The 13,214-nt window shown below is 39.4% G+C and carries 9 protein-coding genes; 6 read left to right on the forward strand and 3 right to left on the reverse strand.

The window, feature by feature from the left end; genetic code table 11:
* Positions 1-99: 99 nt before the first annotated feature.
* The gene (locus ACJVDH_RS12520; protein WP_443943741.1) at positions 100-2,520 is read right to left on the reverse strand and encodes an alpha-ketoacid dehydrogenase subunit alpha/beta; all 2,421 of its coding nucleotides are present in this window, start codon (positions 2,518-2,520) and stop codon (positions 100-102) included.
* Between the two features lie 183 nt (positions 2,521-2,703).
* Here ACJVDH_RS12520 and ACJVDH_RS12525 point away from each other — a divergent pair, with 183 nt between their 5' ends.
* Together ACJVDH_RS12525 and ACJVDH_RS12530 are read left to right on the forward strand one after the other, a co-directional pair.
* Positions 2,704-3,105 (forward strand): DUF1573 domain-containing protein, encoded by a 402-nt coding sequence (locus tag ACJVDH_RS12525; protein ID WP_443943742.1) that lies wholly within the window; start codon positions 2,704-2,706, stop codon positions 3,103-3,105.
* Positions 3,106-3,166: 61 nt separating this feature from the next.
* Positions 3,167-4,363, forward strand: a complete 1,197-nt coding sequence (locus ACJVDH_RS12530) for a pyridoxal phosphate-dependent aminotransferase (protein WP_443943743.1) — start codon at positions 3,167-3,169, stop codon at positions 4,361-4,363.
* A 1,214-nt stretch (positions 4,364-5,577) separates the two neighbouring features.
* Here the strand turns inward: ACJVDH_RS12530 and ACJVDH_RS12535 are convergent.
* Both ACJVDH_RS12535 and ACJVDH_RS12540 read right to left on the reverse strand, forming a co-directional pair.
* Positions 5,578-5,979 carry an endonuclease domain-containing protein gene (locus tag ACJVDH_RS12535; protein ID WP_443943744.1) on the reverse strand — a complete coding sequence of 134 codons (402 nt, stop codon included), beginning with the start codon at positions 5,977-5,979 and terminating at the stop codon, positions 5,578-5,580.
* Positions 5,980-7,033: 1,054 nt separating this feature from the next.
* Positions 7,034-7,663 (reverse strand): DUF4159 domain-containing protein, encoded by a 630-nt coding sequence (locus tag ACJVDH_RS12540; RefSeq protein WP_443943745.1) that lies wholly within the window; start codon positions 7,661-7,663, stop codon positions 7,034-7,036.
* A 152-nt stretch (positions 7,664-7,815) separates the two neighbouring features.
* Here ACJVDH_RS12540 and ACJVDH_RS12545 point away from each other — a divergent pair, with 152 nt between their 5' ends.
* The 4 genes from ACJVDH_RS12545 to ACJVDH_RS12560 are packed head-to-tail and all read left to right on the forward strand — an operon-like array spanning position 7,816 to position 13,208.
* Positions 7,816-8,814 carry an AAA family ATPase gene (locus tag ACJVDH_RS12545; protein ID WP_443943746.1) on the forward strand — a complete coding sequence of 333 codons (999 nt, stop codon included), beginning with the start codon at positions 7,816-7,818 and terminating at the stop codon, positions 8,812-8,814.
* Positions 8,814-9,701 (forward strand): DUF58 domain-containing protein, encoded by an 888-nt coding sequence (locus tag ACJVDH_RS12550; protein ID WP_443943747.1) that lies wholly within the window; start codon positions 8,814-8,816, stop codon positions 9,699-9,701. The genes ACJVDH_RS12545 and ACJVDH_RS12550 overlap by 1 nt, the downstream gene beginning before the upstream one ends.
* Positions 9,702-9,703: 2 nt before the next feature.
* Positions 9,704-11,089 (forward strand): BatA domain-containing protein, encoded by a 1,386-nt coding sequence (locus tag ACJVDH_RS12555; protein ID WP_443943748.1) that lies wholly within the window; start codon positions 9,704-9,706, stop codon positions 11,087-11,089.
* A 1-nt stretch (position 11,090) separates the two neighbouring features.
* Positions 11,091-13,208: a hypothetical protein gene (locus ACJVDH_RS12560; protein WP_443943749.1), complete on the forward strand. Its 2,118-nt coding sequence runs from the start codon at positions 11,091-11,093 to the stop codon at positions 13,206-13,208.
* The last annotated feature ends 6 nt before the right edge of the window (positions 13,209-13,214 follow it).

A 13,214-nucleotide genomic window follows, 5' to 3' on the forward strand; every position in this document is an offset into this window, starting at 1 on the left:
TAAATTGATATTTCCATACTAGGTTTTTGAACGAAGAACCCGGAAACTAAAAAAGCTTATCAAATTGATAAGCTTTTTTAGTGTAAATATATTCCGGATTTAATAAATCGCCGGAAACTTCTGCGGATTGGCTTCATGCATAATCTGATATGCAATTTCCACAACATCATCTACAGACGGTTTACTAAAATAATCTCCATCAGAACCAAATGGAGGCCTATGTGCTTTTGCGGTTAAAGTTCTTGGTTGTCCATCCAAATAAAAATATCCTTTTTGTTCTTCAAGAACTTTTTGAACGATATATGCAGAGGCGCCACCGGGCACATCTTCATCTACAACAAGTAATTTATTTGTTTTGGATAATGATGTAGCACAAACATGGTCTTTATCAAACGGCAATAAAGTTTGTGGATCTATAATCTCTACGGAAATGCCAAATGTAGCCAGTTCTTCTGCTGCTTCCTGAACAATGCGAATACAAGATCCGTAAGATACGATGGTTAAATCGGTTCCTTTTTCCAGAACTTCTGCTTTTCCTAATGGAACAGTAAATTCGCCAACATTAAGCGGTAGTTTTTCTTTCAGGCGGTACCCATTTAAACATTCTATAACCACAGCAGGTTCATCTGCACGGAAAAGCGTATTGTACATACCGGCAGCCTGCGTCATATCTCTTGGTACACAAAGGTGCATTCCGCGTAGTGAACCAAGCAACATGCTAATCGGCGATCCAGAATGCCAAATGCCTTCTAAACGGTGGCCGCGTGTACGTACAATCATCGGTGCTTTCTGAATGCCTTTCGTTCTATAAGCTAAAGAAGCAAGATCATCACTTAATACGTTTAAAGCGAAAATCAGGTAATCCAGGTATTGGATTTCTGCAATTGGTTTTAGTCCGCGCAGCGCCAAACCAATTCCTTGCCCCATAATGGTCATTTCACGAATCCCGGTATCGGTAATCCTCAATTCGCCAAATTTGGCTTGTAAACCTGCAAAACCTTGGTTTACATCACCAATATTCCCCAAATCTTCGCCAAAGGCAACAAGGCGAGGATCACGGGCAAAGTTTTCGTTAAAGCAAGCATTTAGAACTTCACGCCCGTCTACCATTTTAGAAAGATCGGTATATTCTGCGGGAACAACCGGAATCAAATCCGGGCTTTCCAAACTATCTGTATGCAGTTTGGAATTGTAGCGTTCCTGGTTTACTTTCAGCTCTTGCTGGTACCAGTTTAAAAATTCGTCACGCTCTGCAGATGGAGTTTTGGCTGTCATGCGCAACGCTTTACGCACAGCGGAAAAAATTTCGCGGCGTTGTGCATCCGAAGTAGAAGACAATTGAGCCGACACCCGCTCAAGCTCAGGTTCATATGAAATTAAGCTATTGATAAAATCTACAGCCTGTTTTTGTTCCGGTCTTATACTTTCTAAAAATTCATTCCATGCTTCTTTTTGCATGTTGCGAACAAAAGTTTTAGCTTCCTTTTCAAGCTTTTCTAGTTCTTCTTCAGAAATGATAGCAGAATCTAACATCCATTCGCGCATTTTTTTAAGACAATCATATTCACTTTCCCAACTTAAACGGTCTTTAGATTTATATCGCTCGTGCGATCCGGATGAGGAATGGCCTTGTGGTTGTGTAAGTTCTGTAACGTGAATAAACACCGGAATATGTTTTTCACGGCAAATCTGGATGGCTTTTTCATAAACTTCGCAAAGCCCCGGATAATCCCATCCTTTGACTTTATATATCTCAAAACCGGCGCTCTTCTCATCTCTTTGAAAACCCTTCAAAACTTCAGAAATATCTTCTTTAGTTGTTTGATACTTCGCCGGAACGGAGATTCCATAATCATCATCCCAAATGGAAATTGCCATTGGAATTTGCAATACTCCGGCCGCATTTATGGCTTCAAAAAATACACCTTCTGAAGTAGAAGCATTTCCAATTGTACCAAAGGCAACTTCATTTCCGTTTACACTGAAATTTTTAAGGTAATCTAACTCTTTGTTTTCACGAAAAAGCTTTGAAGCATATGCCAATCCAACCAATCTGGCCATCTGACCGCCGGTTGGAGAAATATCCGAAGATGTATTTTTTATCTGTGTTAAATCATTCCAAGAGCCATCTTCATTTACAGATTTTGTAGCAAAATGGCTATTCATTTGTCGGCCGCTGGAGAATGGATCTGCGCCTTCTGTAGGGTTTGCATACAACTGTGCAAAAAACTCTTTTATGGTCGAAATTCCCGTAGCAAAAGCAAAAGTTTGATCTCGGTAATACCCCGAACGCCAGTCGCCAGTTTTAAAAGCTTTGGCCATTGCCAGCTGAGGAACTTCTTTTCCATCTCCAAAAATGCCAAACTTAGCCTTCCCTGTTAATACTTCTCTGCGGCCTAAAACACTGGCTTGCCGGCTCTCATACGCGATCTTATAGTCGTTAATTACTATGGTTTTAAAATCGTTGAAGCTGAGTTCCGAAGTATCAATAGAGTTGGTCATAAATTTTTCATTCTGCATCACAATCAAATATTGGTTCTTCGCAAATATAAAGAAAATAAAAAGTTTGCCTTTATCGTCTTGTGTAAAATTATATATGGATTGTAAAGATTCTAAAATATAAGATGGAATACTTTTTGTTTTACAGCTAAAATATTAGATTTGTTTACAAGTTTTAAAATTATATATATCAAGGCTATAGCAATGAAAAAGATCTTAGTATTATTCGCTTTTGTTTTGGGTTTCGGCGTTGCTGCAAATGCGCAAGCAAAACCTGCTGATTTCAAATTTGAATCAGAAACTCATGACTTCGGTAAAATTGTAATGGGTAAGCCCGTAACTTACGATTTCAAATACACCAATGTTGGAGAACAACCTTTAATCATCAGCAAAGCTGAAGCAAGCTGTGGATGTACTGTTCCTAAATATACTTCTACTCCACTTAAAAAAGGAGAAACAGGTATTATTTCTGTAACATTTAACGCTGCTGCCGGCCCAAGTGCTTTTTCCAAAGCAGTAACAATTACTTCAAATGCGAAAACACCGATTAAAGTATTGTACATTAAAGGTGAAACTGTAGCGGCAAGCGATTCCAGTTCAAAATAATTATTAAATCAGAATATTTAAAAAGTCCCGATTTTCATCGGGACTTTTTTATTTTTGTGCCATGCCAAAAATTTCAATAAAAGGACTGGAAATGCCAGCATCTCCAATCCGGAAACTTACACCTTTCGCAGATCAAGCCAAACGAGATGGGAAAAAGGTATTTCATTTAAATATCGGCCAACCCGACATTGAAACCCCAGAGGTGATGTTGGATGCCATTAAAAACATTGATTTTGATGTTTGGGCCTATACGCCATCCGAAGGTACTTTGGCTTATCGCCAGAAACTGACAGAATATTACAACAAACTGGGCTACAACATCACGCCCGAAAACATATTGGTTACTGTGGGTGGTTCTGAAGCCATTACCATTGCTATGCAAACTTGTGTAAACGAAGGGGATGAAATTATTATTCCCGAACCTTTCTATGCAAATTATAATGGTTTTGCCTGTATGAGTAATGTAGTCGTGAAACCGATTTTATCTTATATAGAAAATGGTTTCGCACTTCCTGCAATTTCTGAATTTGAAAAATTAATTACAGAAAAAACGAAAGCAATTATCATTTGTAATCCGAATAATCCTACCGGTTATCTTTATTCAAAAGAAGAATTGGAGGCATTGAAATCGTTGTGTTTGAAATATGATCTTTTCTTATTTTCGGACGAAGCCTACCGCGAGTTTTGTTATGATGGGCGTGAGTTTATCTCTCCAATGCACTTAGATGGTCTTGATGAAAACGTAGTAATTATGGATACGGTTTCTAAAAGATACAGTGCCTGTGGTGCACGTTTAGGTTGCTTAATTACAAAAAATAAAGAAGTAATCGCATCTGGTTTAAAATTTGCCCAAGCGCGGTTAAGTCCGGGAATGGTAGAGCAAATTGCAGGTGCTGCAGCTGTAGATACCCCAGACAGTTATTTTGAAAAAGTAAATACTGAATATACTTTACGCCGAGACACATTGGTAAAACGCCTGAATAATATTGATGGCGTATTTTGTCCAAATCCGGGTGGTGCATTTTATGTAGTTGCAAAATTCCCGATTGATGATTCCGATAAATTCTGCCAATGGATGCTGGAATTCTTCGAGTTTAATAATCAAACTGTAATGATGGCACCTGCAACAGGTTTCTATTCTACGCCAGGTTCTGGTAAAAATGAGGTCAGAATGGCTTATGTACTGAATGTGGATGATCTTAATGCAGCTATGGATTGCCTTGAAGCGGCACTAAAAGAATATCCTGGGAAGCAATAAGTTTCTTTGATTAATAAAATGTAAAACGCATCTTTTCTCAGGAAGATGCGTTTTTTTTTGCCTGATTGGAAAATAAAGAAGGGGAAACCTTAATATTTATAAATCTGCCGCTCCAAAGGGGGAAACAAAGCACAGAAAAATCACACATTAAATGATTTAAAGTCTGAGGGGTTAAGGGCCATGTATCCCCCGCTCGCGGGGAAGTAAAGGGGGGGGGAAAATTTTACAACTTCCAAGTCCTCCCCCTTGCCCCCTCAAGAGGTGGAGACAAAGCGCAGAAAAACCACACATTAAATGATTTAAAGTCTGAGGGGTTAAGGGCCATGTATCCCCCGCTCGCGGGGGAAGTAAAGGGGGTGGAAAATTTTACAACTTCCAAGTCCTCCCCCTTGCCCTCTCAAGAGGTGGAAACAAAGCGCAGAAAAAAACCACAAATTAAGTAGTTTAGACCTTTTGGGGGTAGACAGAATGTATGCCCCGCCCGCGGGGGAAGTAAAGGGGGTGGAAAATTTTACAACTTCCAAGTCCTCCCCCCACGCCCCTCAAGAGGGGGAGACGAAGTGCAAAAAAACCCACAAATTAAGTAGTTTAGACCTTTTGGGGGTAGGCAGAATGTATCCCCCGCCCGCGGGGGGAAGTAAAAAGGGTGGAGAACTTTAAAATTTCTATTCCTCCCCCTTGCCCCCTCAAGAGGGGGAAACAAAGCGCAGAAAAACCACACATTAAATGATTTAAAGTCTGAGGGGTTAAGGGCCATGTATCCCCCGCCCGCGGGGGAAGTAAAGGGGGTGGAGAACTTTAAAATTTCTATTCCTCCCCCTTGCCCCCTCAAGAGGGGGAGACGAAGTGCAAAAAAACCCACAAATTAAGTAGTTTAGACCTTTTGGGGTAGACAGAATGTATCCCCCGCCCGCGGGGGGAAGTAAAGGAGGTAGAAAATTTTACAACTTCCAAGTCCTCCCCCCACGCCCCCTCAAGAGGGGGAAACAAAGCGCAGAAAAAAACCACAAATTAAGTAGTTTAGAGCTTTTGGGGGGTAGGCAGAATGTATCCCCTGCCCGCGGGGGGAAGTAAAAAGGGTGGAGAACTTTAAAATTTCTATTCCTCCCCCTTGCCCACTCAAGAGGGGGAGACGAAGTGCAAAAAAACCCACAAATTAAGTAGTTTAGACCTTTTGGGGGTAGACAGAATGTATCCCCCGCGGACTGGGTAAATCAAAGGGCGTGGTCCTTTTCAAAGTCTTCTATATAGAACTCAATCGCTCTTCTTACATTCTCAATATCAGAAAGAACCTCGTTGTCGTCAAAACGTAAAACAAAAAAACCTACTTCCTTTAACGCTGCTTCCCTCACCTGGTCCTTTTCTATGACTTTTTCCCAATCGTGAGTCAATCCATCTACCTCAATGACTAATAAAAGCTCTTTGCACATAAAATCTGCTATATAATTAAGAATGGGTCGCTGTCTCCTAAAAGAATAACCTCTCATTTGTTTTGCGCTAAGTACGAACTTCCATATACAAGCCTCGGCTTTCGTCATTGCCTTTCTATTTTGATTCGCGAAGTTTCTTAGGGATGGATTATAATGCCAAAGATTTTTGTTATTAGCCTTATCCATAGCTAAATATAAGATTTTTTGATTAATAATTATTTTTCTTCCCCCTTGCCCCCTCAAGAGGGGGAAACAAAGCGCAGAAAAATCACAAATAAAATAATTTAAATTCTGAGGGATTAAGGGCCATGTATCCCCCGCCCGCGGGGGAAGTAAAGGGGGTGGAGAACTTTAAAATTTCTATTCCTCCCCCTTGCCCCCTCCAAAGGGGGAAACAAAGCGCAGAAAAACCCACAAATTAAATGATTTAAAGTCTGAGGGGTTAGACAAGTTATATCCCCCGCCCGCGGGGGAAGTAAAGAGGGTGGAAAATTTTAAACTTCCAAATCCTACCCTTGCCCCCTCAAGAGGGGGAAACAAAGCGCAGAAAAACCACACATTAAATGATTTAAAGTCTGATGGGTTAAGGGCCATGTATCCCCCGCTCGCGGGGGAAGTAAAGGGGGTGGAAAATTTTAAACTTCCAAATCCTACCCTTGCCCCTTCCAAAGGGGAAATAAAGCGCAGAAAAACCACAAATTAAATAATTTAAATTCTGAGGGATTAGACAATTTATATCCCCGCCCGCGGGGGGAAGTAAAGGGGGTGGAAAATTTTAAACTTCCAAGTCCTCCTCCCCCTTGCCCCCTCCAAAGGGGGAAACAAAGCGCAGAAAAACCACACATTAAATGATTTAAAGTCTAAGGGTTAAGGGCCATGTATCCCCCGCTCGCGGGGGAAGTAAAGGGGGTGGAGAACCTTAAACTTCCAAGTCCTCCTCCCCCTTGCCCCCTCCAAAGGGGGAAACAAAGCGCAGAAAAAACCACAAATAAAATAATTTAAATTCTGAGAGGTTAGACAATTTTTATCCCCCGCCTGCGGGGGAAGTAAAAAGGGTGGAGAACCTTAAAATTTCTATTCCTCCCCCTTGCCCCCTTCAAAGGGGGAAACAAAGCGCAGAAAAACCACAAAAAAAATAATTATAGGCTTTGAGGGGCTTAGATAAAGCGCAGGCGATAGCGTGTTCAAAAATTAAAGTTCGCAGGTATCCGAGCATTTGTACGCAAAAGAAGAAGAAAATCTAAGCGTTTACGCCCATTGCGTATAAGATGATGTTAATTGCAAATTTGGTATTGTCTTCGGCAAGGAAACGTTTATTTCTGAAATCGTAATCCCATTCACAGCCATAATCCTTATTGCTGTACAAGACGCCAATTCTGTTGTTCACGGTTATGGCTTTCAAATAATCATGTACAAGATCATCGCCCCAACCATTTAGTTCAAAAGATGTTGCCGGCGGGCCTTTCTCAAACTTAAAGAAGGAATGATAAATTGGATGATTGTTGGCTATTTTTTTCAAAGCCTGTTGCCCAAATAAATTCGCCATTTGCGTTTCAAAAGAACGTGCAAAAAGGCCATCAATATCATGGTTGCAATCGTCTACCAAAACAAACCCGCCATTTTGCACATAACGTTTAAAGTTGGTTGCTTCTTGCTGACTAAACTGCACCAGTTTGTGTCCGCTTAGATAACAAAAAGGATATTTAAAAATATCTGTACTGCTCAGTTCAATAATTTTCTCTTCTGTTTCTAAGGGAATGGTTGTGTACTCCAACAATGAATTTAAGATATTAGAAGGCATCCGTTGATCGGTGTCCCAATCTCCTGAACTGTATTTTATACGGGCAAATGTAAATTTTGAACCTAGCATCGATCTAAAATTAAATTCATTTTCGTAAAAAACCACTTTTTATCTTTCAGATGTTGTAAATTTTTTGATATTCTTTTCTCTGATTTAATTTTTCACATTCATATACGCTATATTGAGTCATCAATTCCGTTAAACTTAAAAGATTTCGTCCCTTGGAAACTTCAGAAACCACAATAAACGAGCTAATCAGTAAAATTTCATCCTTAAAGAGCGAAATCCAGAAAGTGATTGTTGGTCAGGATACCATTATCGAAGAAATGTTAATCGCATTAATGGCAGGCGGACATTGTTTATTGGAGGGTGTCCCCGGACTTGCAAAAACGTTAATGGTAAGAACCATGTCTCAAGCATTAGATTTATCTTTCAGACGGATTCAGTTCACACCAGATTTAATGCCAACAGATATTGTAGGTACAGAAATTCTGGAAGAAGACCATGTTACCGGGAAACGTTTCTTCAAATTTAATAAAGGCCCTTTATTTGCAAATATCGTACTGGCGGATGAAGTAAATCGGACGCCGCCCAAAACGCAATCGGCATTGCTAGAGGCAATGCAGGAATTTGAAGTGACTTACGCCGGCCAAACCTATCCGCTAGATCCTCCCTTTTTTATTTTGGCTACGCAAAACCCAATAGAACAAGCCGGAACCTATCCTTTGCCAGAAGCTCAGCTAGACCGTTTTTTATTGTACATTAAAATTGGTTATCCAACAGCACAAGAAGAAACACAGATATTAAACAGCACTACCGGTTCAAAAAAAGTTACCGTAAATGCTGTTGTTGGCGCCGAAGAAATTAAACAACTGCAAAAACTAACGCGAGAAATTAGCATAAGCGATGATTTAATTGCCTACACCAGTGAGCTGATCCGAGCAACGCGCCCGGATACAACTTCCGTTGCCTTTGTTAAAGAATGGGTACGCTGGGGCGCCGGGCCACGCGCGGGTCAGGCTTTAATTTTAACCGCGAAGGCACGTGCATTGTTTAAAGGTAGATATGCGGTAAAGCTAGAAGATTTACAAACGATGGCTTATCCGGTTTTGCGCCATCGCGTTTTAATGAACTTCAAAGCAGATGCAGAAAATGTATCTTCAGATGATACAACAACCGAATTAATCAAAGCCATATTGCGTCCTAAAACCAACTTTTGATGAGCAGAATGCTGAATCCGAAAGTCATGATGGCCATAAAAGAACTCTCTTTATCGGCGAAGACAACTGTAGATGGTTTTATGAATGGTATCAACAAAAGCACCATTAAAGGCACTGGAATGGAGTTCAGCCAATACAGAAGTTATCAGCCAGGAGACGATTTGCGCAGTTTAGACTGGAAAATGTTTGCCCGCTCTGATCGGTATTACATCCGCGAGTCTGAAATTGAAACCAGTATTTCTCTTAGACTTTTGATTGATGCCAGCGCATCAATGAACCATAACGATGGCGATTTCACCAAAATAGACTACGCACGTTACACCGCAGCTTCATTGGCCTACCTTGCTAATTTACAAGGCGACGCCATTGGATTATATGTGTTTAAAAATTCTGGTGTATTTTCAATGGCTGCCCGACAGGATTTTCAACACCTTTCGAGACTGTTCTATCAGTTAGAAAACATTAAACCTGAAGGGAATTTCACTCAACCAATTCAGTACAAAGAAATTTTTTCTGGCGGAAATAAGCGCGAATTGCTGGTTTTCATTACCGATTTCTATCAAACCGAACAAGAAATTCTGCGATTGCTAGATAAACTAGTTGCTTTGCGTCATGAAATTATTGTGCTTCAGGTTTTATCAAAAAATGAATTGGAACTTGATTTTAAAGGTTACAATACTTTTGAAGATCTGGAAACCGGCCAAACCTTACAAGTTGATCAGTCGAAAATCCGCGAAAACTATAAAGTTAAAATGGCCGCACATCTAGACAAAATAAGGATAGAAATGCTGGATCGGCATATTTACTATAGAACACTTAGAACCGATGAGCCGATAGATTTGGCGCTGAGAGGTTTTCTAAAACAAAGAAATAAATTAAACACTTAATCGTGCAGTTTTTATATCCCATAGGTTTATTTGCGCTTGCCAGTTTAATCGTTCCAATTGTCATCCATCTGTGGAAAGTTAAACAAGGCAAAACACTAAAAATCGGAAGCATTTCGCTTTTGGGAGAAGGTGCTGCATCAAATGCTAAAAGCATACAAGTAAGCGATTGGTTGCTGCTTCTTTTACGTTGTTTATTCTTTATTCTCCTTGCCTTTATTCTTGCTTCACCCTTTATAACCGGAAAATCTATTGCAAAAACACAAAGCGGATGGATTGTATTGGATCAAAAAGAACTAAAAGACATCTATCCGGCAAACCGCAAAAAAATTGATTCACTGCGATCAAAAGGCTTTGAAATTCATCATTTTGGATATGGATTTCAAAAACTAGAACTTGCAGACAGTTTAACAACTGCAAGAGAAACGAACGACACGACAAAACTAAATTACACTTCATTATTAAAACAGTTAAATCAGCAATTGCCGGATCAATTTCCGGTTTGGATTTTTGCAGATCGCTCTGCGCAGCAATTTGACGAAACACTACCAACTTTACATCTGGCAATTCATTGGCAAAATTTGAATCCCCTGAATACAGAAATCCGTCCAAATAGCAGATTCCTGGGCCAAGCATATCAAGTAAAAACATCGGCAAATGCCGTTACATATACACCAATAGAAACGAAGCCAACGCCCGCACTGAACATTTTGATTTTTCCGGCAAACCATGAAGATGCACGCTATTTAAAAGCTGCATTACTGGCAATTGGCAGTTACCGCGGACAAAAAATTAATTTTTATACCGAAACATCAGCACCAAAACAACTGGACGGCTTATTTTGGTTAAATGAAAAAAATATACCCGAAAGCTTAAAATCATCTATAAAAAGCAATGGTTTTCTTTTTTGTTATGCTGGCGGAAAAATAAAAGAAAAGCCAAGCGCAATTTCTTTCGCCAACCAACCAAATCCGAATTCCGTTCAGGTGTTTAAATCCATCGTAAAAACAAAAGACAAGGGAAAAGACTGGTGGACGGATGCTTATAAAAACACATTATTAAGTTTTAATACAGGAACACCCAACACCTTTACGTTTTATAGTAAACTTAATCCACAGTGGACCAACCTGGTTTGGAACGAAAGTTTTGCCAGTGCCTTAATGCCGGTTTTATATCAAACCGAACCTAAACAATTTGGCTTTGATGCAAACAACAGCTTAACGCCAAATATAAATGAGCCCTATGCACGTTTTGAATCAGACGGAAAAAATATCTCATCAAAAACGGCAAACCAACCTTTAAATAAATTCCTTTGGGCAATTGCTTTTTTAGTCCTTTTAGCAGAGCGGATGTTAACCTTCTTCAAAAAACCAACACGCAAACCAGCATAATATGGAAGGAAAAAATTACATACAAAAGTTAAAACGGATATGGATTTGTACTTCACTTTTACAGTGTCTTTGCGTAACATTTGGCGCCAGTTTATTCTTTGCACCAATTCTTCGTTGGCTATTGGATGTAGGTTTATGGATTTACCCTTTTATTTTCATTATCTCTGCGGCAATATTTTTAGTGTTTCGGCCAATTTGGAAAATCAGTAATCTGACGGTAGTCCGTTATCTCGATCAAAATTTCCCAGAACTGGAAGACAGTACAAGTTTGTTTTTAAAACCTACAGAAAATCTGGGAGTATTAGCACAATTTCAAATCTCCAAAATCAACAACAGACTTCCGAAAAATTTCTGGTCGCGAAACGTGATAAAAATGTTGGGCTTTTCAGTCGCTTTTTTGCTGCTTGGAGTGTTTACTTACGCATGGACAAGCCGTTTCGAAACAAACAGTTTAATTGCAACGAAAGAAAAATTAACAACTGAAAAAACCCAAAACAAAATAATTGAGCATATCCTTCCACAGGTTTCAGATTATACCGTGCGTATTTCTCCACCAGCTTACACCGCTTTACCTGCCAGAAAGCAAAAACAATTTTATGTAAAGGCAGAACTTGGCGCTACGGTTACATGGAATTTAGTAACGAATACCAAAATAAAATCATTTTCGGTAATTTTTAATGATCAGGAAAAACTTAAATTAAAACCCGAAAATGCAGATGCAAATCGGTGGACGTTTAGTCGGAAAATAGAAAAACACGGCTATTATCAGTTGGAACTCGATGGCGTAAAATCAGATCTCTATCAGATAGATGCTATTCCGGATTTACCTGTTAATATTAAAATCATACATCCAAAACCACAAACAACTATTGATGTTGGCCAACCGAAAACTATTGATATTCAAGCCATTTTAACCGATGATTATGGCATAACAGCAAGTTATATTTCTGCAACCATGGCCAGTGGAAAAGGAGAAAGTGTAAGTTTTACCGAAAAGAAACTGGAGTTCCAAACCGCTATAAATGGGCAAAAAACCGTAAAACTGAACAAACACATCGACCTTAAAAGTCTTGGAATGAAAGCCGGAGATGAGTTATACTTTTTTATTCATTCGAAAGACAATAAAGGCCAGCAAAGCCGCTCTGATGTTTATTTTGTTTCTATTATTGATACAGCAGAGCTGATGAGTATGGCCGGAATGACATCTGGCGTAAACCTTGTTCCAGAATATTTTAGAAGTGAAAGGCAAATTATTATTGACACTGAAAAACTTCTTACCGAACAAAAAAGTATTTCTGTTACCGATTTTAACTCGCGCAGTAATGCACTTGGTGTAGATCAAAAATTGCTTCGTTTACGTTACGGGCAGTTTTTGGGAGAAGAAAATGAAACCGAAATTGGCGGAGATGACCACGATGAGCATGAACATGCAGAACATCATGAAGAAGAAAAATTTGGCAATGTACAGGCCATTATGGATAAATATGCGCACAAACATGACATTGCTGAAGATGCAACTTTTTTTGAACCAGAAATTAAAGCCCAACTTAAAGCTGTATTAAATGAAATGTGGCAGGCAGAATTAAAACTGCGCACCTACAAACCGCAAGATGCATTGCCATTTGAATATAAAGCGCTAAGGTTATTAAAAGATTTGCAACAAAAATCAAGAGCCTATGTTGCCAAAACAACGGTTAAAACATCAACCCTAAAACCCGAAAAAAGGTTAAGTGGCGATTTGAATAAAATTACAGAACCTAGCCAAAACCTTCGTAATGAAACTAAAAACGAGAACAAAATTGCTTTAAAAATCTTACTTGCAGTTTTAGATACACACAGAAGCGGGCGCGCATTTAATGAAAATGAGAAAGCTTTACTGCAAACCGGTGAAAAGGAAATTATTAAGGCGGCGGTAGATCATCCGGCAACATATTTAGATGCACTTAAAAGCTTGCGAAAGATCATCAGTCAGAAAAACCCGAAGAAACAGGATTTAGTTGCCGTTTCATCAGCTATCTTCAAATTAATTGGAGAACCCGCAGCAAAGCCATTTCCTGAAGAAACCGGAACAACTAAAAAATTGTCTAATGCATATTTTAACAACCTAAATAACCATTAACCATAC

Origin of the sequence: Pedobacter terrestris (assembly GCF_052343045.1) — a bacterium.
In the GTDB taxonomy this organism is placed as follows: Bacteria; Bacteroidota; Bacteroidia; order Sphingobacteriales; family Sphingobacteriaceae; genus Pedobacter.